21 protein-coding genes are annotated in these 23473 nt (G+C 53.4%); 7 read left to right on the top strand and 14 right to left on the bottom strand.

Features of this window, described 5'->3' with window-relative positions; genetic code table 11:
* Positions 1-13 precede the first annotated feature (13 nt).
* The 5 genes from infB (at position 14) to pnp (ending at position 6668) form a co-directional block, all read left to right on the top strand.
* Entirely contained in the window at positions 14-2575 is a 2562-nt protein-coding gene (gene infB / locus ACK3CJ_RS18950; RefSeq protein WP_409523761.1) for a translation initiation factor IF-2, read from the top strand.
* A gap of 9 nt (positions 2576-2584) precedes the next feature.
* Entirely contained in the window at positions 2585-2998 is a 414-nt protein-coding gene (gene rbfA / locus ACK3CJ_RS18945; RefSeq protein ID WP_409523760.1) for a 30S ribosome-binding factor RbfA, read from the top strand.
* Positions 2999-3001: 3 nt separating this feature from the next.
* Complete coding sequence (gene truB / locus ACK3CJ_RS18940; protein WP_409523759.1) at positions 3002-3958, top strand: tRNA pseudouridine(55) synthase TruB; 957 nt, start codon at positions 3002-3004, stop codon at positions 3956-3958.
* Positions 3959-4085: 127 nt separating this feature from the next.
* Positions 4086-4355 carry a 30S ribosomal protein S15 gene (rpsO, locus tag ACK3CJ_RS18935; RefSeq protein WP_409523758.1) on the top strand — a complete coding sequence of 90 codons (270 nt, stop codon included), beginning with the start codon at positions 4086-4088 and terminating at the stop codon, positions 4353-4355.
* Between the two features lie 204 nt (positions 4356-4559).
* Positions 4560-6668 carry a polyribonucleotide nucleotidyltransferase gene (gene pnp, locus ACK3CJ_RS18930; RefSeq protein WP_409523757.1) on the top strand — a complete coding sequence of 703 codons (2109 nt, stop codon included), beginning with the start codon at positions 4560-4562 and terminating at the stop codon, positions 6666-6668.
* A 44-nt stretch (positions 6669-6712) separates the two neighbouring features.
* Here pnp and ACK3CJ_RS18925 read toward each other — a convergent pair whose 3' ends face one another.
* Genes ACK3CJ_RS18925 through rsuA form a run of 3 tightly spaced genes read right to left on the bottom strand, consistent with a single transcriptional unit; the run spans position 6713 to position 9177 of the window.
* Positions 6713-7411, bottom strand: coding sequence for a YciC family protein (locus ACK3CJ_RS18925; RefSeq protein ID WP_409523756.1), 699 nt, complete (start codon positions 7409-7411; stop codon positions 6713-6715).
* 22 nt (positions 7412-7433) lie between these two features.
* A complete protein-coding gene (locus ACK3CJ_RS18920) occupies positions 7434-8492 on the bottom strand; it encodes a class I SAM-dependent methyltransferase (protein ID WP_409523755.1) in 1059 nt (352 codons plus the stop codon).
* Positions 8479-9177, bottom strand: coding sequence for a 16S rRNA pseudouridine(516) synthase RsuA (rsuA, locus tag ACK3CJ_RS18915; protein WP_409523754.1), 699 nt, complete (start codon positions 9175-9177; stop codon positions 8479-8481). Before rsuA ends, ACK3CJ_RS18920 begins: the two co-directional genes overlap by 14 nt.
* A gap of 130 nt (positions 9178-9307) precedes the next feature.
* Between rsuA and ACK3CJ_RS18910 the strand changes: the two genes are divergently transcribed.
* A complete protein-coding gene (locus ACK3CJ_RS18910) occupies positions 9308-10147 on the top strand; it encodes a 6-carboxytetrahydropterin synthase (protein WP_409523753.1) in 840 nt (279 codons plus the stop codon).
* A 66-nt stretch (positions 10148-10213) separates the two neighbouring features.
* Here ACK3CJ_RS18910 and ACK3CJ_RS18905 read toward each other — a convergent pair whose 3' ends face one another.
* The 10 genes from ACK3CJ_RS18905 to dksA all read right to left on the bottom strand — a co-directional run bounded on the left by ACK3CJ_RS18905 (position 10214) and on the right by dksA (position 21664).
* Positions 10214-11395, bottom strand: a complete 1182-nt coding sequence (locus tag ACK3CJ_RS18905) for an acetyl-CoA C-acetyltransferase (protein WP_409523752.1) — start codon at positions 11393-11395, stop codon at positions 10214-10216.
* Positions 11396-11606: 211 nt separating this feature from the next.
* Positions 11607-12461: a pantoate--beta-alanine ligase gene (panC, locus tag ACK3CJ_RS18900; RefSeq protein ID WP_409523751.1), complete on the bottom strand. Its 855-nt coding sequence runs from the start codon at positions 12459-12461 to the stop codon at positions 11607-11609.
* A 4-nt stretch (positions 12462-12465) separates the two neighbouring features.
* The gene (panB, locus tag ACK3CJ_RS18895) at positions 12466-13257 is read right to left on the bottom strand and encodes a 3-methyl-2-oxobutanoate hydroxymethyltransferase (RefSeq protein WP_409523750.1); all 792 of its coding nucleotides are present in this window, start codon (positions 13255-13257) and stop codon (positions 12466-12468) included.
* A 44-nt stretch (positions 13258-13301) separates the two neighbouring features.
* A complete protein-coding gene (folK, locus tag ACK3CJ_RS18890; protein ID WP_409523749.1) occupies positions 13302-13790 on the bottom strand; it encodes a 2-amino-4-hydroxy-6-hydroxymethyldihydropteridine diphosphokinase in 489 nt (162 codons plus the stop codon).
* Positions 13783-15258 (bottom strand): polynucleotide adenylyltransferase PcnB, encoded by a 1476-nt coding sequence (pcnB, locus tag ACK3CJ_RS18885; protein WP_409523748.1) that lies wholly within the window; start codon positions 15256-15258, stop codon positions 13783-13785. The genes folK and pcnB overlap by 8 nt, the downstream gene beginning before the upstream one ends.
* A gap of 544 nt (positions 15259-15802) precedes the next feature.
* A complete protein-coding gene (locus tag ACK3CJ_RS18880) occupies positions 15803-17185 on the bottom strand; it encodes a sigma-54-dependent transcriptional regulator (RefSeq protein WP_409523747.1) in 1383 nt (460 codons plus the stop codon).
* Positions 17182-20133 carry a sensor histidine kinase gene (locus tag ACK3CJ_RS18875; protein ID WP_409523746.1) on the bottom strand — a complete coding sequence of 984 codons (2952 nt, stop codon included), beginning with the start codon at positions 20131-20133 and terminating at the stop codon, positions 17182-17184. Before ACK3CJ_RS18875 ends, ACK3CJ_RS18880 begins: the two co-directional genes overlap by 4 nt.
* Positions 20130-20306 (bottom strand): hypothetical protein, encoded by a 177-nt coding sequence (locus ACK3CJ_RS18870; protein WP_409523745.1) that lies wholly within the window; start codon positions 20304-20306, stop codon positions 20130-20132. The genes ACK3CJ_RS18875 and ACK3CJ_RS18870 overlap by 4 nt, the downstream gene beginning before the upstream one ends.
* Before the next feature lie 2 nt (positions 20307-20308).
* Complete coding sequence (gene gluQRS / locus ACK3CJ_RS18865; RefSeq protein WP_409523744.1) at positions 20309-21205, bottom strand: tRNA glutamyl-Q(34) synthetase GluQRS; 897 nt, start codon at positions 21203-21205, stop codon at positions 20309-20311.
* 27 nt (positions 21206-21232) lie between these two features.
* Positions 21233-21664: an RNA polymerase-binding protein DksA gene (gene dksA, locus ACK3CJ_RS18860; protein WP_409523743.1), complete on the bottom strand. Its 432-nt coding sequence runs from the start codon at positions 21662-21664 to the stop codon at positions 21233-21235.
* Between the two features lie 250 nt (positions 21665-21914).
* Between dksA and ACK3CJ_RS18855 the strand changes: the two genes are divergently transcribed.
* A complete protein-coding gene (locus tag ACK3CJ_RS18855; RefSeq protein ID WP_409523742.1) occupies positions 21915-23084 on the top strand; it encodes a pyridoxal phosphate-dependent aminotransferase in 1170 nt (389 codons plus the stop codon).
* A 62-nt stretch (positions 23085-23146) separates the two neighbouring features.
* Here ACK3CJ_RS18855 and ACK3CJ_RS18850 read toward each other — a convergent pair whose 3' ends face one another.
* On the bottom strand, positions 23147-23473 hold the full coding sequence (locus ACK3CJ_RS18850; RefSeq protein WP_409523741.1) for a Rieske (2Fe-2S) protein: 327 nt from the start codon (positions 23471-23473) through the stop codon (positions 23147-23149).

Genomic DNA, 23473 nt, shown 5'->3' with positions numbered 1-23473 from the left:
GGGGAACCCATTTATGGCAGAAGTCACCGTTAAGCAGCTTGCCGATGTGGTTGGTGTATCCGTTGAGCGTTTGCTCAAGCAGATGCAAGATGCAGGTATTCAAGGTAAATCAGAAGTATCCGATGTGACGGAAGTGGAAAGGCAGTCTTTGCTGTCTTATCTGAAGCGTTCGCACGGTCAGGATGGAGACTCAGCTGAGCCGAAGAAGATTACGCTCAAGCGTAAGACGACTTCGCAGTTGAAGGTATCAGGTGCATCCGGTAAGCGTAAGACCGTCAATATCGAAGTTCGCAAGAAGCGTACTTATGTCAAGCGTACAGACCTGGAAGAGACTGAGCAGCCTGCTGAAGAGCAGAGTCAGGCAGTCGTTGATGCTCAGGCAGTCGTTGATACTCCGGTTGTACAGGCGTCTGATGTGCCGAATCAGTCGGAAGCTGTTAACGCTCCCTCTGATGCAGTTGCTCAGTCCGATCAGAAATCTGCACCCGAAGCGAAAGCAGAAACCGCTGAAACCGCAAAGGCATCAGTTGTGTCAACTGATGTAGTTGCACCTTCAGCACCTTCAGCACCTGCGGCAGATGGCGAAGATAAAAAAGTACCCGCCCGGGCCAAAGCTCCGCGTCAGAAAGAGGCGGAACGTCGCGGCGGTCGTACCGAGAAAGATGACGCTCCGCGCCGTGGTAAACCTGCTTTTGTACGTAAAGGTGATGATGACGATGCGCGAGGCGCGCGTCGTGGTCGTGGCGGTAAGAAAGGATCAGCACGCGGTGGCAGAGGGGCTCAGAACCAGCATGGTTTCGAAAAACCGACAGCGCCGGTTGTACATGAGGTCACTGTTCCTGAGAGCATCACAGTTGCTGATCTGGCGAAGAAAATGTCAGTCAAGGCTGCGGAAGTTATCAAGGTGATGTTCAAGATGGGAGCCATGGCTACCATCAACCAGGTGCTGGATCAGGATACCGCCATGCTGGTGGTTGAAGAGATGGGGCATAAGCCGAAAGCGCTGCAGGAAAATGCTGTTGAAGATGCGCTGATGGAAAGCATGCTCCAGTTCGAGGGTGAAGAGACTGATCGTGCTCCGGTCGTTACTGTCATGGGTCACGTCGACCATGGTAAGACCTCGCTGTTGGATTATATTCGTAAGGCCAAAGTGGCTGCGGGTGAGTCCGGTGGTATTACACAGCATATCGGTGCTTATCATGTCGAAACAGAAAATGGCATGGTGACCTTCCTGGATACACCGGGTCACGCTGCCTTTACGGCGATGCGTGCTCGTGGTGCCAAGCTGACTGATATCGTCGTGCTGGTTGTTGCTGCAGATGATGGTGTGATGCCTCAGACTGAAGAAGCTATTCAGCATGCCAAAGCTGGTGGTGTTCCGATCGTAGTTGCAGTCAACAAGATCGATAAGCCTGAAGCTGATCTGGATCGTGTGCGTAATGAGTTGTCTCAGCGCGATGTCATCTCCGAAGAGTGGGGTGGCGACGTTCAGTTTGTACCTGTATCGGCGAAAACCGGTGAAGGTATCGATCAGCTGCTGGAAGCGATTCTGTTGCAGGCTGAAGTGCTGGAACTCAAGGCCAAGAATGATGTTCCGGCTCAGGGTGTTGTTGTTGAGTCACGTCTTGATAAGGGTCGCGGTTCGGTGTCTACACTGCTGGTTCAGAACGGCACTCTGCGTAAGGGTGATATTGTACTGGCTGGTTTCCATCATGGCCGTGTACGTGCAATGTTGGATGAAGCTGGTCGTCCGGTCGATGAGGCAGGCCCGTCAATTCCGGTTGAGATTCTCGGTCTGGATGGTACACCTAATGCGGGTGATGAGTTCACAGTGGTTTCTTCCGAGAAGAAAGCGCGTGAAGTGGCTCTGTTCCGTCAGGGTAAATACCGTGAGGTCAAACTGGCGCGTCAGCAGAAGAGCAAGCTGGAGAACCTGTTTGCCAATATGCAGGCGGGTGAGGTCAAGTCACTCAATATCGTACTGAAGGCGGACGTCCGCGGCTCTCTTGAGGCGCTTACTCAGGCGCTTGAGGATTTGTCGACTGATGAGGTCAAGGTCAACATCGTTGCCAGTGGTATTGGTGGCTTCGGTGAAACGGATGCGAACCTGGCAGTAGCCTCTTCCGCTATCCTGATCGGCTTTAACGTCCGTGCGGATAATCAGGCTAAGGCAATTGTTGAGCGTGAAGAGCTCGAGATGCGCTACTACAGCATCATTTACGACATTATCAATGATGTTAAGCAGGCGATGACTGGTCTGCTTTCGCCAGAGTATCGTGAAGAGATTGTTGGTATTGCTGAAGTTCGTGATGTCTTCCGCTCTCCAAAACTGGGTCTGGTTGCTGGCTGTATGGTAATCGAAGGCACTGTCCATCGTAACAAGCGTATTCGCGTACTGCGTGATAACGTGGTGGTTTACGAAGGCGAGCTGGAATCCCTGCGCCGCTTCAAAGATGTGGTTGCCGAAGTCCGTCAGGGCATGGAGTGTGGCATCGGGGTGAAGAACTATAACGATGTTAAGGTTGGAGACCAGATTGAGGTCTTCGATACCATAGAGGTACAGCGTAGTCTGTAACGGGGTTGTATGGCACGAGATTTTAAAAGAACTGACAGAATAGCCGACCAGATCCAGCGTGATCTGGCCATGCTGCTGCAGCGGGAGATCAAAGACCCACGCCTTGGCATGGTGACTATCAGCTATGTCAAGGTCAGTAAGGATCTTGGCTACTCCGATATCTATCTGACGGTCTTGCCGCTTGGGGATCAGGATGAGTCCGAAGTGGTGAGTGAGTCGGTGGCTGTGTTGAATAATGCAGCTGGTTTTCTGCGCAAAGAACTGTCCCGCAGCATCAAGCTGCGGGTCATGCCGCAGCTGCGTTTTCATTTTGATGAGAGCGTAGACCGGGGACGTCGTCTGCACAGCCTGATTGAGAAGGCTTATCGGCAGGAACAGGCGCTTGAACCGGGCGAGCAGGACTCTACCGAAGAAAAGGAGTAGCACTTGGCTGCTAAACTCAAAGGACGCCGCATCGACGGCGTCTTTTTGCTTAATAAACCGGCCGGTGTCAGCTCTAACGGTGCCCTGCAGCGTGTTAAGCGTCTGTTCGGCGCTGCCAAGGCCGGCCACACCGGAGCGCTTGACCCACTGGCAACTGGCATGCTGCCGATCTGTCTGGGTGAGGCGACCAAGTTCTCGCAGTTTCTACTGGATGCGGACAAACGTTATCTGACCACGGCTAAACTGGGTGTACGCACGGATACCTGTGATGCAGAAGGTGAGGCGACAGAGGTCAAACCTGTCTCGGATGCAATTGATCAGGCACTGGTTGAAAAGCTTCTGGCTGAGCATTTTCTGGGAGAGATAGAGCAAGTTCCGCCTATCTACTCTGCCCTCAAACACAACGGCCAGCCGCTTTACAAGCTGGCGCGTAAAGGTGTTCAGGTCGAGGTCAAGCCCCGTCGTGTCACTATTCGTGAGAGCCGTCTGATCGCTATTCGGGGAGATGAGCTGGATATTGAGATAGCCTGTTCAAAGGGGACCTACATCCGCACGATTGTGGATGATCTGGGCCAGTTACTTGGTTGTGGAGCGCATGTTTTGCATCTTCATCGCATCAGTACCGGCTCCTATGACAGCGGTATGATGCGGACCTTTGAAGAGCTGCAGGCGGAAGTCGATAAACTGGCTGAACCTACGGATGATAGGGGCATACAAGATTATCTGGATGGGTTATTATTACCACCCTGGAGCGCCATTGATCATCTGCCCGCTTGCGAGCTGGATGAGCAGGATGCGCAAAGATTACTTTTCGGTCAGAGTTGCCGGCTTGAAGGCCTTGAGCCAGGGCAGCAACTGCGGCTGTTTGAACGAACATCCAGACGTTTTCTGGGTTTGGGAGAGGTTGATGCGGAGGGTGTATTGAAAGCCAGAAGGCTGATCAATACCGCTGACGTATAGCCACCCTGTTAAACGAATACAATGCAATCTGCACTGTATTCTGACGCTGTTCTGGAAATATGCCCGGTACAGCGCGACTTTAAACCAGCGATTAATGATCGCGTGCATATTGTTAAGGAGAGTAAAAGTGGCATTAACTGTTGAAAAGAAAGCTGAAATCGTAGCTTCATTTGGCCGTGGAACTGGTGATACAGGTTCCCCTGAGGTGCAGGTTGCACTTCTGACTGCGAACATTGAAGGGCTGCAGAGCCACTTCAAGATCAACAAGCAGGATCACCATTCACGTCGTGGTCTGATTCGCATGGTTAACCAGCGCCGTAAACTGTTGGATTATCTGAAGCATAAAGATGCCGACCGTTACCTGGAGCTGATTGCCCGTCTGGGTCTGCGCCGCTAAGTTAGTGTAATACCTGAGGCCATACATTGTATGGCCTCAGTTCTATCTGAAACCCATTGTAGCTGCACCTGGAATCAGCGTGTCAATCATCCGGCCCGTACTCAATTGCGTGTTTGCAAAAGCCTGCAACTGAGTACTGGCAAAAGAGTGGAATGATTTGTCTCGCACCGGGCGTTGCTTCAGTACCAACTGAAGGAGTCAATCGTGCAAGCGATTACCAAAACATTTCAATACGGCAAACATACCGTCACCCTGGAAACAGGCAGGGTAGCACGTCAGGCAACCGGCGCCGTCATGGTCACCATCGATGAGAAAACTCAGGTGCTGTGTACCGTTGTTGGTGTCAAGGAAGCCAAAGAAGGGCAGGGTTTCTTCCCGCTGGCAGTTCACTATCAGGAAAGGTACTACGCTGTAGGGCGTATCCCTGGTGGCTTCTTCAAGCGTGAAGCGCGTCCGACTGAAAAAGAAACCCTGACGTCTCGTCTGATCGACCGTCCGATTCGCCCGCTGTTTCCAAAAGGTTTCATGAATGAAGTGCAGGTTGTCTGCCAGGTAATGTCAGCAGACAAGGCTAATGATCCGGATATCGCGGCGCTGATCGGCACTTCTGCCGCTCTGGCTATCTCCGGCATTCCCTTCCAGGGGCCTGTCGGCGCGGCGCGTGTAGGCTTCACTGAGGCACAGGGCTATATTCTGAACCCGAGCTATGCTGAGCTGGCTGAGTCTGAACTGGACATGGTGGTTGCCGGTACGTCTGATGCGGTTCTGATGGTTGAGTCAGAAGCCAAAGAGCTGACCGAAGACGAGATGCTGGGTGCTGTTCTGTTTGCACATCAGGAGATGCAGGTCGTTATTCAGGCGATCAATGAGCTGGCTGCAACTGCCGCTAAACCTACCTGGGATTGGCAGCCTGTTGCGAAGGACGAAGCGCTGAGCGGGCAGATCACTGCACTGCTGGGTACACGTCTGAGCGATGCTTATCAGGTTGCTGACAAGGCGCTGCGTCAGGATACAGTGCGCGGACTTCGTGATGAGGTTGTCGCTGCACTGGCCACTGGTGACGAGGCTGCTCCAACTGCTGAACAGATCAAAAAAGCTTTCGGCTCAATCGAGAAAGATACTGTTCGTAACCGTATTCTGGATAATCAGCCACGTATTGATGGCCGTGATACGAAAACGGTTCGTCCGATCGACGTCGAGATCGATATCCTCAAGAGTGTGCATGGTTCATCCTTGTTCACGCGTGGTGAGACTCAGGCGATTGTGACCTGTACGCTGGGTACTACCCGCGACATGCAGATCATTGATGCCATCGAAGGCGAGCGTAAAGACAACTTCATGCTGCAGTACAACTTCCCATCCTACTCCGTAGGTGAAGCTGGTCGCATGATGGGACCTGGGCGTCGTGAGATCGGTCATGGTCGTCTGGCGCGTCGTGGCGTGCAGGCGATGCTGCCGTCTGCCGATGAGTTCCCGTACACCATTCGTGTTGTTTCCGAGATCACTGAATCCAATGGCTCGAGCTCCATGGCCAGCGTCTGTGGTGCCTCTCTGGCGCTGATGGATGCCGGTGTGCCTATCAAGGCACCTGTTGCCGGTATCGCGATGGGTCTGGTCAAGGAAGGTGAGCGTTTTGCAGTTCTGACCGATATTCTGGGTGATGAAGATCACCTGGGTGATATGGACTTCAAGGTTGCCGGTACAGAGAAAGGTATCACTGCTCTGCAGATGGATATCAAAATCACCGGTATCACCGAAGAGATCATGGAGATCGCACTGGGTCAGGCGCTGGACGCACGTCAGCATATCCTCAGAGAGATGGCCAAGGTAATTGGTTACACTCGTCCTGAGCTGCCTGAGAATGCCCCAGCCATGACTCAGCTGAAGGTGAATCCTGAGAAGATCCGTGATCTGATCGGTAAAGGTGGTGCTACCATTCGTGCTCTGTGTGAAGAGACCGGTGCGACCATCGATATTGAAGATGATGGTACCGTTCGCATCTATGCAGACAACAAGCTTTCAGCTAAAGCGGCGATTGATCGCGTCAAGGCGATCACAGCAGAAGCTGAGGTTGGTCGCATCTACGAAGGCGAAGTGGTTCGTCTTGAAGAGTTTGGTGCCTTCGTTAACATCCTGCCGGGTAAAGATGGCCTGGTGCATATTTCACAGATCGCCAATGAGCGTGTGAAAGCCGTCACTGATTATATCAAGCTGGGTGATGTGGTTAAGGTCAAGGTTCTGGATGTGGATGTCCGTGGCCGTATCAAGCTGTCCATGAAAGATATGGAAGAAGACGAAACCGTCGCCGGTTGAATCTGAATCCGAAAAAAAACCGGCATTTGCCGGTTTTTTTTTGACTAGTCTTCATCAATCTCATCATTGATGCGAGCTGGGTGTGATGACTGCTCATCTCGCATGGCACAATAGACGCGAAAACCAAAAATAGTGATCAATGCACCACCAAACTCAATTCCCACTGACAGTAGAGTGCTGATAAGCGAAGTGGGGCCGAACAGGGTGTTTACCAACATGCCGAGCATGAAAAGCGAGCCGAAGAGAATCACCAGGCCTTGCAACAATACCCAGAAATAGCCATCAGTCTGTTCCCAGCTGCGTTTAAGGGAGTTTCCCGGTCCTTGCTTTTCCAGTACGCAGACATAGTCTGCGAAGGCGAAGCGGATGCCGACATAGACACCCGGAATAATCATCAGCATCAGCCCTATCGCCACTGCGATTGCATTCAGAATATAGGTCAGCAGAAGCCTGCCCCAGCTACTGATACCCTGCAGGATCGCATTGATGGGTTTCAATGGACGATCATCTATTACGGACTGCAGATAAAAGATGGTGGCGCCCCAGTATAGAGGCAGCACCAGCATTTCCAGCAGCATACCTATCAAGGAGGCGTGGACCAGATCACTTTCAGCATCGGGGCGACCGGTCAGTGTCAGGCGCAGCACCGCCAGTGCCAGCAGAAAAGGGATCTGGATCATGGCCAGTGTTGTCAGATGCTGTCGAAAGAAAAATAGCGACTGGCGCAGGTATTCAAATGTCATAGTAGGTCCTGTGAATTGCCACTCAGCGATTGATGCGCGGCTTGCGCAGGGTTATCAGCTTGAAGTGCCCATTGTCCGAGTGAAGGTCGACACGGTCAAACCATTTCTGTGCCTTACGCTCAAGTGGTATATGCAGATTGACAACAAAACACGCCACGCCTTCCGGGTTGAGCAATCGTGCGGCGGCGGCCAGAAATTTATCCGTAAGATCACCTGAAGTGGTGAAACCCGTATGGAAGGGTGGGTTACATAGCAGGGTATCCACAGGTTCATGCAGACAGTCCCCGGCATCTGAGGCGATCACGATACTCTTCAGGCCCGCATTATCCAGGTTGGCCCGACAGGCAAGCAGTGCTGCTGCATTGTTGTCTGTGCAGACCACCTGTGTGTCAGATCCGGCGGTGGCCAGAGCCAGATAGCCAAAGCCACAACCCAGATCAAGCAGGCTGCCATGCAGGGGCAAAGACTGTTTAATCATGCTTGGCAGTTGCTCTACCAGATAGGCACTGCCCTGATCAATTTTCTGCCAACCATAGAGTCCCGGTTTGCTGATGAAATGCATATCACCTGCCACTATCGGGCGAAGCTGTGTATAACTCTGGTCATCGAGTGGCTGCTTTCCAAACGTATCATCCGCACGGGTCAGGGTACATTGCCACAGGTTACCAGCCAGCTTCTGTTCCCGAAGGGTGCCTCCCAGATGTTGTGCGGCTTTGCGTGCAAAGGTTTTGATCCCTTCGTTTTTATCACCAATCAGTATCAGTGTGCCGCTCTCCCGCAGTAAGCGGAATGACTGGTTGATGATATGGTGGACCAGGGGCTTCTCTTTGGATATGCGGTACACCAGACTGTGGAACTGTCCATCAGCGAATGCAGACAGATCAAAATCACTGAAGGTGGTCTGCCAGCCAGCCTGTTGAAGTGCAGTTGCCAGATCATGGCGATTGCTGACTACTTCAATTGCCGGATTGGGAGGGGGTAATGGGGCGGCGATATTTTCATCAACCAACCACAGCGAAGTGGCTGTGATACCAGCCAGCTGTTGGTAGAGTGCTGAAGTTGCAGCATCAACTGGATTCAAAGCTGAGTACCTCCTCTTCGGTGAGGTGACGGAACTCTCCAGGTTCAAGTGCCTCATCCAGTACAATGCTGCCGATACTCGCACGGTGCAGTGTAATAACGCGATTGCCCAGCGATGCGAACATTCGTTTGACCTGGTGATAACGTCCCTCGTGCAGTGTTACTTCAGCACTGTGCGGATCAAAAATTTTCAGTCCAGCCGGTTTGGTACGCATTTTTTCACCCTTGAGCCATAATCCCTGCTCAAACTTTGCGATAGCACTCTCCTCAATCGGCTCAGCGGTTGTTACCAGATAGCGCTTCGGTGATTTGTGCCGCGGCGATGTAATGCGGTGTGACCACTTGCCGTCATCAGTCAGCAACACCAGTCCGGTGGCATCGACATCAAGTCGACCCGCTATATGCAGCAGCTCTGGTTTTGGCAGATCGATCAGGCCAATCACGGTGGGATGAGTCGGATCATCGGTTGAGCAGACAACGCCTTCAGGCTTGTACAGCATCAGATAGCGGGTAGAGGGTGCTGAAAGGTTAATGCCATCCATCACCACCTCATCTTCCGGGGTAATGTGGCGGCCGGAGTCGCGCTCTACTTCACCATTAACGGTCACGGTGTAGGCATGGATCAGGCGCTTGACCTCTTTACGAGAGTAATCAGTGGCCTGAGACAGATATTTATCAAGTCGCATGGTCAGTCTTGTTCGCTTCAGGAAAGCGTCAGTATACCTCAGTGGACGAATTCAGACATGGTCAGTTGTGATTGTCGGCTGACAATGAGGTAAAATAGGCGCTGATGATTCTTTTAGTGTTGAGGCTTGTGTGAAACTTTTCGTAGATAATCTTACCCATGTGGACTTTTCTTACCTGCATCCGCAAAGAGGCTTGCTGGGAGAGTCCTGGGCGGTGCAGCTGGTACTCGAAGGTCAGTTGGATCAGCAGGGGATGATCTGCGATTTTGGTATCGTCAAGAAGCGCGTCAAGGCCTGGCTGGATGCGCATATAGATCATGCGCTGGTGGTCGCAATGGATATGGCTGGTGTACAGGTGGCGGTGGATCAGGGGGAGACGCAGGTCAACTGGACCTATCCGACGGGCGAACGTTTTTACTGCCGCTCACCGGAGCAAGCGATTGCATTGATTCCTGTTGCCGAGATCACTGAAACCACACTGGCTCAATGGTGTAGAAAGCAATTGCTTGCGCTGTTTCCAGAACAGGTGAAAGGGCTGGATATTCTTTTTGTGACAGAAAAAATCGACTCTTCCTTTTATCACTACAGTCATGGCTTGCAGCAGCATGATGGTAACTGCCAGCGTATCGCCCATGGTCATCGCTCACGTATTGAGATCTTCCGTAACACACTGCGCGATCAGTCGATTGAGGCACAATGGGCTGAAACCTTCAGGGATATCTACATCGGCACGCGTTCGCATCTGGTGTCTGATGAAGGTGCTGATGAGCATCGCTATCGTTATGATGCGCCGCAGGGAGAGTTCGAACTGCATCTGCCGGCATCGGTCTGCTACGTGATGGAGAGTGTTTCGACGGTTGAGCAGATCGCCACACATCTGGCAAAGCAGATCAAGCTGCAGTATCCAGATTGCGAGATTGTCGTACGTGCTTATGAGGGCGTTGGCAAAGGCGCGATTGCGACTGCCTGACGCGACTGCCTGAAGGGCCACCATGAATCTGGCACTTGCGCCGGATTCATGGTGGTCAGTGAGTCTTTACACTCGTTCAATCGCCAGAGCTGTACCCATACCGCCGCCGATGCACAGGGTCGCGAGACCCTTCTTGGCATCACGCTTGATCATCTCATGCAGCAGAGATACCAGTACACGGCATCCGGACGCACCGATCGGGTGACCCAGAGCGATCGCGCCGCCATTGACATTGACCTTGGCTGTATCCCAGCCAAGCTCTTTGTTCACAGACATCGCCTGAGCGGCAAAGGCTTCGTTGGCTTCAACCAGATCCAGATCCTCCAGACTCCAACCCGCCTTCTCCAGCGCTTTGCGCGTGGCGCTGATAGGACCCGTGCCCATGATGGCCGGATCAACACCGGAAGAGGCGTAAGCTTTGATTCTGGCCAGTGGCTTAAGGCCTAGCGCAGCGGCTTTTTCAGCCGAGCAAAGGATAACCGCTGCTGCACCATCATTGATGGTGGAGCTGTTACCAGCCGTTACCGTACCATCTTTTTTGAAGGCTGGGCGCAGTTTACCCAGAGCATCAGGTGTGCAGTCAAAGCGAGGCTGTTCATCCGTATCGAACACTACCGGATCCCCTTTGCGCTGCGGGATCACAACAGGAATGATCTCATCCTTAAAGCGACCGGAAGTCACAGCGGCTTCAGCTTTGTTCTGAGATGCAGAAGCAAAGTTATCCTGCTCTTCACGACTGAAACCAAACTTATCTACGATATTTTCAGTGGTGATACCCATATGGTAGTTATTGAATGCATCCCACAGGCCATCCTGAATCATGGTGTCGACCAGTTTCCAGTCGCCCATACGCGCACCATTGCGTGAGTTAGGCAGTACATGTGGAGACTGAGACATGCTTTCCTGACCGCCGGCAATCACAACCTCTGCATCGCCACACATGATGGACTGAGCCGCCAGTTGCAGTGCTTTCAGGCCGGAGCCGCATACTTTGTTGATGGTCATGGCAGGCACTTCCTGAGGAATGCCTGCATGAATCATGGACTGGCGTGCTGGGTTCTGTCCGCAGCCTGCGGTCAATACCTGGCCAAGAATGACTTCATCCACTTCGGAGGGGTTAAGACCGGACTTTTCGAGTAGTCCTTTGATAACGGTGGCACCAAGATCAACAGCAGATACAGAAGCCAGTGAGCCGTTAAATGTACCGATTGCCGTACGACCGGCAGCAACTATCACAACATCGCGCATGGTAGATCCTCTCATTCTCTTGAAAAATACGTCCCGTAATCAGTTATACACCTGATGTGTAATATTTCTGTGAAACAAGGGGCGTAACGGGCGCTGATCTTCCATCAATCCGCTGTTGTAGGATCAATGTGAGCGCCCTGCAAGTCTGCGCGAAGCTCACGCAGACTGTCAAGCAAATGAGGAGGTCTGACCATGACCTGTATCAGCTGATTCAGCTGTTACAATCGATCTCACAGTTATCGATCAGACGGGTAACGCCAAGATAGGCTGCGGTCAGTATCACCAGCGACTTATCGCCGCGTTGAGCTGGCAGCAGATCACTGCGACGCACGATCCTGACATAGTCAGGTGTCAGGCCCGCTGCGCTGAGCTGGTTTTCGGCTTGTGCCTCCAGATCTCTGAAATCGTGATTACCCTGGTTGATGGCGAGGCAAGTCTGCCTGAGGGTGTGTTGCAGGGCCGGGGCTACGGCGCGCTCATCGTCACTCAGGTAACCATTGCGTGAACTCAGTGCAAGGCCGTCCTCTGCGCGCACGGTAGCAACGCTGCGGATCTCGACAGGAATGCACAGATCACTGACCATTTTGCGAATAATACGCAACTGCTGGTAGTCCTTTTCGCCAAAGATCGCAAGGTCAGGCTGGCAGATATTGAACAGCTTGCAGACCACTGTTGTGACACCGCAGAAGTGCCCGGGCCGAGTTGTGCCGCAATAGAGATCCGACAGCATGGGTACTTCAACCAGTGTCTGCTGGTCACGTCCCTCTGGGTAGATTTCGTTGTTGTTCGGTGCAAACAGGTAGTCGCAGCCAGCTGCCTGAAGTTTACTCTGATCTTCCAGCAGTGTACGTGGATAGCTGTCCAGGTCTTCGTTAGGACCGAACTGTAAGGGGTTCACGAAGATCGATGCGACGACAATGTCGGCCTCGGTTGCAGCGATTTCCACCAGTTTGATGTGACCACGATGAAGGTTGCCCATGGTGGGTACCAAGGCAATTTTCTTGCCGCTTTTGCGGTGTGCGGACAGGGCGCTGCGTAATTCGGCAATGGTATGTAGTGTCTGCATGGGACTAGAAACTCTGTTCCTGGCTAGGAAAAGTACCGGCTTTGACCTCTTCGGCATAGCGACGGATCGCTTCTTCAATGCTGTCGCTGTCTGCCATGAAATTTTTCACGAATCGGGGTCTGCGTCCGGGTGTAATGCCGAGCATATCGTGCAATACCAGTACCTGTGCATCCGTATTGGGGCCGGCACCTATGCCAATGACAGGAATTTCGACATTGCGCGTGATCTCTTCGGCCAGCAGAGCTGGTACACATTCCAATAGCAGCATACTGGCACCGGCATTTTCCAGGCGCTTGGCATCCTCCAGCATTCGCATGGCGGAAGCATTATCCTTGCCTTGAACCCGATACCCACCCAGCAGGTTAACCGTCTGGGGTGTGAGTCCCAGATGTGCGCACACAGGTACGCCGCGCTCACTGAGTTTTTCGATACTTTCAGCCAGCCACGCGGCACCTTCAATCTTGATGATATGTGCACCGGCCTGCATCAGAAGGCCCGCATTCAGCATGCACTGTTCAGGTGTGGAGTAGCTCATGAATGGCAGGTCCGACATGATCATCGCACCCTGATTGCCTCGGGCAACTGCGCTGGTATGGTAAACCATATCAGCAACTGTGACCGGCAATGTGGAGGAGTGTCCCTGCAAGACCATGCCAAGAGAGTCACCGACCAGCATCATCTCAATACCGGCAGAGCTGATGATGTGCGAAAAGGTCGCATCATAGGCTGTCAGTACTGAGAACTTTTCACCCGCCTGCTTACGCGCCGACAAGGTGTGCAGTGTGATGTTACTCATAAAACTCCCGATTCAACATTAAGCCCGGCGTGGCTGGCATATTTTCATGACAGCCGCTGCAGTGTTCCCAGTGGGTGCTGATCCAGATAAGTCTGAATAAGGCTGCCATCTGGAAATTTAAGGTCTGGCGCTATTTCGGCCAGTGGCCAGAGTACAAAATTGCGTTCAGTCAGTCCTGGATGTGGAACTGTCAGTCTTTCACAGGTAATCAGTTGATTGCCATACAGCAGCAGATCCAGGTCCAGCGTGCGTGGTCCCCAGTGCTGCAAACGTATACGCTGATGTGCATGCTCCAGCGTCTGGAGCTGGTCCAGCAGCGCCAGCGGTGTGAGCTGCGTGTCGAGCATGGCGACGGCATTGATATAGTCAGGCTGATCCTGTGGGCCCATGGGATCGGAGCGATACAGAGAAGAGCTGGCCATCAGGCTGATGCCAGGAAGGTCCTGAAGCTCTTTCAGTGCCTGCATTACTTGATCGGTCGGGTTGTCGAGATTACTGCCCAGGCCGATAAAGCAGCGTACTGCTTCAGCCATCGACATTGCTCGCACGTGTCGGTTTTCTGCGTCTGCGGCGTTTGCTGCGTGTTTCGTCAGGTGCACCATTCTGATTCAAGGCTTCACGCTGCGCCGGATTGGAGGATTGATAGTCAGTCCACCACTTACCCAGCCCATCCAGGTCTTCACCTGCTGCTTCGCGCAGTAGCAACAGGTCATAAGCGGCCCTGAATCGGGGGTGCGTGACCAGTAGTTCGGCCTTCTTGCCCTGCCGTTTTGGCAGGCGCATCTGTAGCTCCCAGATTTCTCTGACCGGGCCGGAGAAACGTCGTGGGATAGCCGTGCATTTCACCTGCGCGCCAAGGATCTGGTTGGCCGCTTCGTGCAGTGCCTGAAGGGGGGGGAGATCGTCTTCATCCAGGATTTCCAGCCATCTCTCCTGCAGCGGGTACCAGAGCAGTGCTGCAAACATAAAGGCAGGTGTGACGCTTTTACCCTGTTCCAGGCGTCTGTCAGTGTTGCGAAGCACCTGCTGTATGATGGTTTCTGTACCTGCATGTCCATGATCCAGGAATGCCTGAGTCTGTGGAAACAGGTAACCGAACAGCCCGAAGCGCTGGAGTTGTCGGTAAGAGGCGGCTCCGTGTCCGGACTGAAGGAGTTTCAGTGCCTCATCAAACAGACGAGCGGGCGCTATTCTGGCCAGCAGGTGCGCCAGTTCGGCAATCGGCTTTGCTGTCTCTGGCTCGATATCGAAGCCGAGCTTGGCCGCAAAGCGTGTGGCGCGCAGCATGCGCACGGGATCTTCCCGATAGCGCTGTGCGGGGTCGCCGATCATGCGAATAATGCGCTGCTGCAGGTCTATATAGCCATTGGCAAAGTCATATATGCTGTAATCTCTGACGCAGTAGTAGAGCGCATTGATGGTAAAGTCGCGTCGCAGAGCATCCTGCTCAATCGTGCCGTAGACATTATCACGCAGTATCAGTCCGGCTTCGGACTGGCGTCCCTGTTCACCGCTTTCGTTATCTTCGCTGTCATGTCCGGCCCTGAAGGTGGCCACTTCGATCACTTCGCGTCCGAAGCGGACGTGTAGAAGTTTGAAGCGTCGACCAATCAGGCGGCCGCGATGAAACAGTTCAACAGCTTCTTCAGGATGAGCCGAAGTCGCCACGTCATAATCTTTTGGCTGGCGCTGCAGCAGCATATCGCGGATGCAACCACCGACGAGGTGGCTGTCGTAACCGGCGTCCTGCAGACGATAAACGACCTTCATCGCATTATCATCCAGACGTCGACGAGAAATCCTGTGCTCAGATTCGGGAATAACACGCCGTTCTCCGAGAGGTAATCGCGTGAATTCAGATGGTGCATCATCTGAGACAGGTTCGGATTGCGCTGCGGCGGGAACGCTGGAGTTATGAGTTGAGGGCTTGCTTCTCATCAGCACCCATGCAATCAGAATAATGCCTGCAATGGGCACCAGTATGTAAAGCAAATCTAGCATTGGTCAAAAAATTTCCTGGTCACGAGATGTACAGAAATAACATTGGGCTGCATGTTACCAGCTCAGACGGCTAAGTATAAGCAATACCTGACGGCGACGCTATTATATCAGATGAGCAGATGGTTATATAAAAAGTAACGCAGGGTGGGGGAAGCGGGTGTTGGGGGGGGTGCTGACCGCAAACGTTGCAAAGGGGCACTGGCTTATTATTTTTGTTTCCAGATATGCGTGGAAGCAATGTTGCACGTTTACGATCAGCTAAGCCTCTTTATTATTTTTATTAGAGGCGGGATGCGTCGATGTCAGACCTGTTTTTATTTTTATTGATGGTCAGTCAGCTTCGCTTTGTTCTTCTTCTTGCCCCTTATGAGAGCAGGGTTTGTGCCAACTTTATTAACTTATTGTTTTTATTGTATAAATTGTTTTTTTTCATCTTGGAGTCAATCATTTGCTCTCTAAGCTTGGGATGATGGGTAACACATTCTCAGAAATGCGTGTGTAGTAAGGTAACACTCTGGAAAGTGTTACCTGGTTTTGAAAAGTGTTACGCCTTACTGCTTTTGACCTTTCGCGGGATGCCGAGTTTCTGGCGTCTTTCCCACAGGCATTTGCGACTGATGCCAAGAGTCTTGGCCAGTTCGGTCTCGCTCATCTGTTCCTGGTTATCCATCACAAAGCGCTGGAAATAATCGTCCAGCGACAGATCCGTACGCTGGCTGTCTGTGCTGGTCTGGCCGGTGTGCATGCGATGGGCGTAGCTCTGTTCCAGATCATCCAGTGACTCTTTTTCGAACTCAAGCCCCAGCAGGTCGGCGCTGATCTCATTACCCTCAACCAGGATGACGGCGCGTTCGATGGCATTCTCCAGCTCGCGAACATTACCGGGCCAGGCGTAGCCGAGCATGCCATCTGTAGCGGCCTTGCTGAAAGACAGTGGCTCATCACGGCCTTTGCTGTGCCGCTCCAGAAAGAGTTTGGCTAGTTCTGGAATATCTTTGCCTCGCTCGCGCAGTGGAGGCATCTTCAGCTCCATGACATAGAGTCGATAATAGAGGTCTTCGCGGAACTGACCGACACGCGCCAGGGACTTGAGATCGCGATGAGTCGCTGCAATCAGGCGTACATCGACCTTCTTCGACTGCACGGCGCCAACACGGCGTATCTCACCCTCCTGCAGAAAGCGCAGCAGTCTAGCTTGAGCTTCGAGTGGCAGTTCACCGATCTCATCAAGGAACAGCGTGCCCTTATCAGCTGCTTCAATCAGACCACTGCGGCTGGTATCGGCTCCTGTGAAGGCGCCTTTTTCATGTCCGAAGAGTTCAGATTCGATCAGCGATTCAGGAATGGCGGCGCAGTTAACGCAGATCATCGGGGCAGAAGCGCGTTTGCTCTGCTGATGAATGGCGCGTGCTGCCAGCTCCTTACCAGTCCCTGACTCACCGAGAACCAACACTGTGGCATCGGTGCGAGCGACCTTGGCAATGCGTTTGTGCAGTTCCTGAATTGCCTCACAGTTGCCCAGTATCATGTTGGGTGTTTCTGGCGCAGCAGGTGTGTCGGTATCGGGTGTTTCTGATGCGGTTCGATGGGTGATGGTGTGTATGGTGTTGAGCATCTCGTCATGATCGAAGGGCTTGGCGATGTAATCAACCGCGCCCAGCTTCATGGCATCCACGGCGGAGCGCAGGCTGGCATAGCTGGTCATAATCAGGACAGGGATTTTTCGGGCCATGGCGATCAGGTCGGTGCCGGGTGCTCCCGGTAGACGCAGATCGCTGATGATAAGATCAAACTTTTCTGCAGCCAGTAAAGAGGCTGCCTCATCGACTGAGGAGGCATCACTGACATCGTAGTGATTTTTCTCCAGCAGGCGCCTGAGTGCTGCCCGGATAATTCGCTCATCCTCAACAATCAGAATTCGGCTCATAGGGAAGGACCTGTAACAGTATTATCCCCATCCTTCGATAAAGTATCAGCATCGGGTAGGCGGGGAAGTGTTATAACGACCTGGGTGCCTTTATTCTGTTTTTTGTTGGCAGGGCTAATCAGTTCAATACTACCATAGTGCTCGGTAATAATGTTGTAAACAAGTGCGAGCCCCAATCCTGTCCCTTTTCCGGGTTCTTTAGTCGTAAAGAAGGGTTCGAACAGGCGATGCAGGTGCTCTTCGGATATACCGCTGCCTTCGTCAGTGATGGTGATGCAGATACTGTTGATGTTCTCTTCGCAGGCCAGGATGATGCGTCCCCCTTCGGGAGAGGCATCATAGGCGTTGTTAAGAAGATTGACGAACACCTGCTGCAGTTGCTGCGGATCGCCCGATGTATAGGTGTCCTGTGCTATCTCATTACTGATTTCCAGATCCGCGTTGCGATGGTTCAGGCGTATCAGCTCAACGGCTTCCTGAGCGCAATCATGCAAAGACACTGCCTCATGGTGCTGGACTGAGTCATGCTGGCCTGTATGTGCGAAGCGTACCAGTGATTGCACAATGCGGCTGATGCGGTGAGTCTGTGCGACGATCTGATCGCCGGTTTCCAGAATCTCAGGCTCATCTGTTTCCAGCTTGAGGTTCTGGGCAAGACAGGCGATGCCCGTTACAGGGTTTCCGATCTCATGCGCCACCCCTGCTGCAAAACGCCCAATGGATGCCAGGCGCTCGCTGTGTGACAGTCGATTGCTGATGATCTGGTGCTCGGTATCATCCTCAACCAACAGAATCATGCCATTGTCTGAAACCTCATCCAATCGGGCCTTGTGCAGGCTGAACCAGCGGGTCATGCCCTTTAACTGCAGGCTTGATGCGGCCTGATGCAGATCCGGCAGGTCGGCAAAGTCTCCCAATAATGATGCCCAGGGCTCGGGCAGCTGGGACAGGCGGGCACCGATGGACTCGTCGGGACTGATCCCGGTATGGCGCTCCAGCTCTCTGTTCCAGAAAAGTATTCGCTGCTTGGCATCCAGGGTGCAGACTCCGATCGGAAGTCGCTGCAGGGTGATACGGTGATAACGGCGGATCTGATCCAGCTCAGCCGCAAGCCCCGACAGGCGCTCGTTGTAGTTCTCCAACTGCTCTTCCAACAGGTGGATCTCACGGGCACGAAAACCGCCTCGGCCTCCGACGGGCGTCGGACGCAGTAGCGCAGCCGCTTCAACAGGCCCCAGAAGGCCTGAGAGATTGTTTTCCAACTGATTGCGCAGGCGCAGCCCGTCCAGCGGACGTAACTGCATGGTGGGCGTCAGAGCGATCTCCTGCAAGGCACGATTCACCTCGCGTCGCGCTGACTGTGCGCCGAGTCTCGGTGTCAGCCGGTGATAAAACTCGTCCGCACTCTCAATATCCTGGCTGAAACCTGGCGGACGATGCAGAGTGTTCAGAATGCATGCAGCGGCGGCTTCACTCTCATCGGCATCGGGTGGCAGGAGCAGCGACCCGATGACCACCAGGGCGACGTTCAGCGTTAGAGAGAGAATCGCATACAGATACCAGGACTCAAGTATTTGCTGATCTATGGCTGGTTGGCCATAGAACAGTGTAGGCAGCAGCATCGACGCAAACCAACTCAAGACTCCTGAGCACAGGCCCAGCAGAAAACCGAAGCGACTGGCACCCTGCCAGTAGAGGGTGACCAGCAGGCCCGGCAAAAACTGCAGGAATGCGATAAAGGCGATGATCCCCAGGTGGCTGAGCTGGAAGCGGTTGGCGATGATCGAGTAGACCAGATAGGCACCCAGCATCACCATGATAATGATCAGGCGGCGCAGCCATAGCAGCCAGGTGTAAAGGCGCATGGAGTCGGGTATTCGTACCAGTGGCAGGACGATGTGATTCTGCAGCATGGAGGACAGTGCAACAGTTGCCACAATGATCACGCCACTGGCCGCTGATAGGCCACCGATGAAGGCGATGACGCTCAGCCAGTTGAGGCCGACAGCCTGTCCCAGCATCAGTACCACATATTCAGGACTGTCGATCACGCCGAGTTTAATGCCAGCCCATAGAATGGGTGGCACGGTCAGGGCCAGCAGCATCAGAAACAGTGGCAGCAACCATGTGGCGGTGTAGAGACTTCGTTCCGACGCATTCTCGCTGAACGCCATGTAGAACATGTGTGGCATCACCAGGGTGGCAGCAAAAAAGGTCAGCAGTAACGTACGCCAACTGCTGCTTTTGGGTTGCTGCTGCATGCTTTGCAATACATCTGGATTCAGTGTCAGCCACTCACTCAGTCCGCTCGGGCCTCCCAGTACAATGAAGTAGGCATAGAAGGCGACTGCGAGCAGGGCGATCAGCTTGACCAGAGACTCCAGAGCGATGGCGACCATTAACCCCCTGTGTTTACTGCGCAGGGAGGGGTGGCGTGCGCCGAACAGTATCGCAAAGAGCGAGATGATGCCGCAGAAGATGATGGCGATGCGGTTGGCGGAGACACTGTCATTGAACATGTGGACCGAGTCGGTGACCGCCTGAATCTGAATCGCAAGCAGTGGCAAAGTGGCGATCAGCATCAGAACAGTGGTCAGGGTGCCGACTCCGCCGCTGCGAAAGCGAAAGGCAAATAGATCAGCGAGTGAGCTGAGTTGGTAGCTGTGTGTGATGCGCAGTATCGGAATCAGAATCAGTGGTGAGAGTAAAAATGCCGCCGTTGCGCCGAGATAGGAAAGCAGGTAGGTGTAGCCGAACTCTGCAGCTACACCGAAGGCACCATAAAAGGTCCAGGCGCTGGCGTAAACACCCAGTGCGAGCGTGTGCAGCAGAGGGTGCTGAATAAGTTTCTGAGGAAGCAGGTTTTGTTCTGTCAGGTAGGCAATCGCAAACAGGCACAGCAGATAACCGATGCTGATCAGAAGTAGTGTGGAGATATCAAGGCTCATGTGTGCCTGCGTCTGACGATGGTGGTGATGAAAGCGGTAACGGCAATAATGGCCAGCCAGATGATGAAGGGTCTCAGCCATGAACCAGGCAAGTACAGCCAGTAGTCCACCAGAGCTGGTAGAATGACCAGTGTTGCCAGAATGAGCAGCAGTAGTCCTCGGTAAAGATACATGTTCAGCTCCCCGATGAACGAATGGCCAGTGTACGAGGTATGTGATCCCTCTGCCAGTGCGTGACGGCCCAGTCCAGCAGTTCGCGATTGCTGGCACGCTGCAGGGATGGGGTCGGATTCTGTCCCAGCAGATGAAGTGCTTCCCAGAGCTGCTTGACGGCTTTGTCGGTGTTCAGTGCCGGTGCCAGATTCTGTTTGCTGAGTTTCTGTCCCAATTTGTTAAGCAGAATCGGGATGTGGCCGTATTCTGGTGTTGGGTAGGCCAGATGCTGTTGCAGTTGCAACTGGCGGAAGGTCTCGTCCAACAGGTCGCTGCCGCGAATGACACGGGTCACGCCCTGTGCGTGATCATCTGCCACGACTGCCAGTTGATAGGCGAAGAGGCCGTCACGCCTGAATATAATGAAGTCGTCACGCCCGTCTTCATGCTGCCAGATCTGCCTGTCTTGAATCAGATCTTCAAACGTTACGGTCTGCTCTGAGCAGAGTGCGCGTATAGCGCATTGAGCCTCTGCGTCTGGTGGGTGGATACGGCAGTGGCCATCATAGCTGTAGAGTGCATCGCGCAGCTTCAGGTCACTGCGACTGCATCGGCAGCGGTAGGCGAGGCCTTGATCGATCAGTCGTTGCAGCAGTTCTGCATAGAGCTCAAGACGCTGGCTCTGATAAACCACTTCACCATCCCAGTGCAGACCGAAATGATCCAGCGTGCGTAATATCAGGTCACTGGCGCCGGGTTGTTCGCGGGGAGGATCAAGGTCTTCTATTCTGATCAGCCAGCGCCCCTTCAGGGCGCGAGCATCAAGATAACTGGCCAGTGCGGCCAGCAAGGATCCGAAATGCAAAGGGCCGGTTGGAGAGGGAGCAAACCGGCCGGTATAACCTGCGGCAGTACTCAAGTCGGCACCTTATCAACGGCTGTTCAATCAACCGCCGAGTTGGCGTTCCTTGATTTCAGCCAGGGTTTTGCAATCGATGCACAAAGTCGCAGTCGGACGTGCTTCCAGGCGACGAATACCGATTTCGACTCCGCATGCTTCGCAGTAGCCATAGTCATCGTCATCAACACGGTCCAGTGCTTCATCAATTTTGCGGATCAGTTTGCGTTCGCGGTCACGGGTGCGCAGTTCAAGACTGAACTCCTCCTCCTGGCTGGCGCGATCACTGGGATCTGCAAAGTTGGTCGCCTCTTCTTTCAGGTGCAGAATGGTGCTGTCGACCTCTTCCATCAACTCCTGTTTCCAGGCCAGCAGTATCTCTCTGAAATGCTGCTTCTGGGCATTGTTCATGTAAACTTCGCCCTGCTCAGCCTGATAAGGTTGTGGAGCAGTCAGCGGAGAGTTATTTGTATTTGGCATGGCGCAGCCTCACGTCATTTCAAGGAGATGATAGTGCCAGTCTGGCAGCAACTATATTCTGGCTTCACATTTTACTGTACCCAGTACTGTACCAGGAACAGTAAAAGCGCGGTGAAATTACCAGAAGCTGAGCCAATAGGCCAGTCCTGATGTCATAAAAGCATCAGATAAGTATTATGGAGCACACGTCCTGGCGCAACATTTCTGTATAATCCCGTTGATGTGGATCAACATATTAACTGGGGCGGTTATGCAGGCGAGATGGGCACAAAGGGCGCATGATATAGAGTCATTCAAGGTGATGGATCTGTTGAAACGAGCCAGAGAGCTGGAGTCTCTGGGGCAGGATGTGATCCATCTGGAGGTGGGGGAACCGGACTTCACCACGGCAGAACCGATCGTGCGTGCGGCACATGTCGCCCTTGATAAGGGGCTGACGCAGTATACGCCGGCAGCCGGTATCCCAGAGCTGCGTCAGGCGATTGCTGCCTTCTACATGACCCGATATGGCCTGAGCATCCCTGCTGAGCGAGTGATTGTCACGGCTGGCGCATCTGGTGCACTGCTGCTGATTTTTGCGCTGCTGGCTGACATGGGGCAGAACATCATGATGGCAGATCCGGGCTACCCCTGTAATCGACAGTTTTTGCGTCTGCTGGAAGCGCGTGGCTTACAGGTTCCAGCGACGGCCGAGGACAATTTCCAGCTGACGCCTGAGTTGATCGAACATAACTGGCAGTCGAACACGGCAGGCGTGCTGCTGGCGTCGCCGTCCAATCCGACAGGCACGCTGGTGTCACCTGAACAGATGCAGCAGATATCTGCCGTGGTTCGAGCCAGAAAGGGAGCCTTGATCGTCGATGAACTTTATCATGGGCTGACCTATGGTGTGGATGCCCAGACGGTGCTGGCAACGGATGATCATGCGTTTGTCATCAACAGCTTTTCAAAATACTTTGGTATGACCGGATGGCGCCTGGGCTGGATTGTCGCGCCCGAGATGGCTGTTCCTGAGCTGGAAAAGCTGGCTCAGAACCTGTTTATTTCACCCTCTACCCTGGCGCAGTACGCCGCGCTTGCCGCCTTTGAGCCGGAGACGCTGGCTATTCTGGAAGCGCGCAGGGTGGAGTTCGGCAAGCGTCGTGACCTGCTGGTCGGAGGGTTGCGGGAGTTGGGCTTTGTTATTCCTGCGATGCCAGAAGGCGCTTTTTATGTCTATGCGGATGCTTCGCACCTGACTGATAACAGTTTTGAGTATTGCTGGTCGCTGCTTGAAGAGGATTTCATCGCGGTGACCCCTGGTGCTGATTTTGGCAATCACCAGGCTCACAAGTTCGTGCGCTTCTCCTACACCACAACTATCGAGCGGATCGAAATGGCGCTTGCCAGGTTGAAACGGCGCATTGAGCGTGGCGGGTAAGTGCTTTTAACGATCAGGGCTTTTGATGATCAACGTGTGTCGTACGAGGTGCGGCTGAAGTTTCAGTTCTGAAGAGCAAGCTGCAGATACACCTTGTTATCCTCTATGCGGCACGGGATCTGTTCAAGTGTCTCTCCGGGACAGGGGCCAGCAATGCATACGCCCGTTTCCAGTTTGAAGAGTGCGCCATGGGTGGCGCACTGAATGAACTGGCGTTCATGATCGAGGAACTGATCGGGTTGCCACTCCAGCCTGATGCCGCGATGGGGGCAGGAGTTGCGATAGACATATACCCGGTCTTCGCAGCGGATGGCAAAAACGGCCATCTGTTCCAGCTCAAAACCGCGTGATTCCCGCTCAGGGAGTTGATCAAGTGTGCACAGCAGCAT

It is taken from the genome of Nitrincola salilacus, from assembly GCF_046271865.1.
In the GTDB taxonomy this organism is placed as follows: Bacteria; Pseudomonadota; Gammaproteobacteria; order Pseudomonadales; family Balneatricaceae; genus Nitrincola; species Nitrincola salilacus.
This window is presented reverse-complemented; position numbering and strand designations above follow the sequence as displayed.

Coding starts and splice junctions, on each gene's coding strand:
- infB (WP_409523761.1), top strand. CDS start 14: ATGGCAGAAGTCACCGTTAAGCAGCTTGCCGATGTGGTTGGTGTATCC.
- rbfA (WP_409523760.1), top strand. CDS start 2,585: ATGGCACGAGATTTTAAAAGAACTGACAGAATAGCCGACCAGATCCAG.
- ACK3CJ_RS18925 (WP_409523756.1), bottom strand. CDS start 7,411: ATGACATTTGAATACCTGCGCCAGTCGCTATTTTTCTTTCGACAGCAT.
- rsuA (WP_409523754.1), bottom strand. CDS start 9,177: ATGCGACTTGATAAATATCTGTCTCAGGCCACTGATTACTCTCGTAAA.
- ACK3CJ_RS18905 (WP_409523752.1), bottom strand. CDS start 11,395: ATGCGCGATGTTGTGATAGTTGCTGCCGGTCGTACGGCAATCGGTACA.
- panC (WP_409523751.1), bottom strand. CDS start 12,461: ATGCAGACACTACATACCATTGCCGAATTACGCAGCGCCCTGTCCGCA.
- panB (WP_409523750.1), bottom strand. CDS start 13,257: ATGAGTAACATCACACTGCACACCTTGTCGGCGCGTAAGCAGGCGGGT.
- folK (WP_409523749.1), bottom strand. CDS start 13,790: ATGGCTGAAGCAGTACGCTGCTTTATCGGCCTGGGCAGTAATCTCGAC.
- pcnB (WP_409523748.1), bottom strand. CDS start 15,258: ATGCTAGATTTGCTTTACATACTGGTGCCCATTGCAGGCATTATTCTG.
- ACK3CJ_RS18880 (WP_409523747.1), bottom strand. CDS start 17,185: ATGAGCCGAATTCTGATTGTTGAGGATGAGCGAATTATCCGGGCAGCA.
- ACK3CJ_RS18875 (WP_409523746.1), bottom strand. CDS start 20,133: ATGAGCCTTGATATCTCCACACTACTTCTGATCAGCATCGGTTATCTG.
- ACK3CJ_RS18870 (WP_409523745.1), bottom strand. CDS start 20,306: ATGTATCTTTACCGAGGACTACTGCTGCTCATTCTGGCAACACTGGTC.
- dksA (WP_409523743.1), bottom strand. CDS start 21,664: ATGCCAAATACAAATAACTCTCCGCTGACTGCTCCACAACCTTATCAG.
- ACK3CJ_RS18855 (WP_409523742.1), top strand. CDS start 21,915: ATGCAGGCGAGATGGGCACAAAGGGCGCATGATATAGAGTCATTCAAG.
- ACK3CJ_RS18850 (WP_409523741.1), bottom strand. CDS start 23,473: ATGCTGCTGTGCACACTTGATCAACTCCCTGAGCGGGAATCACGCGGT.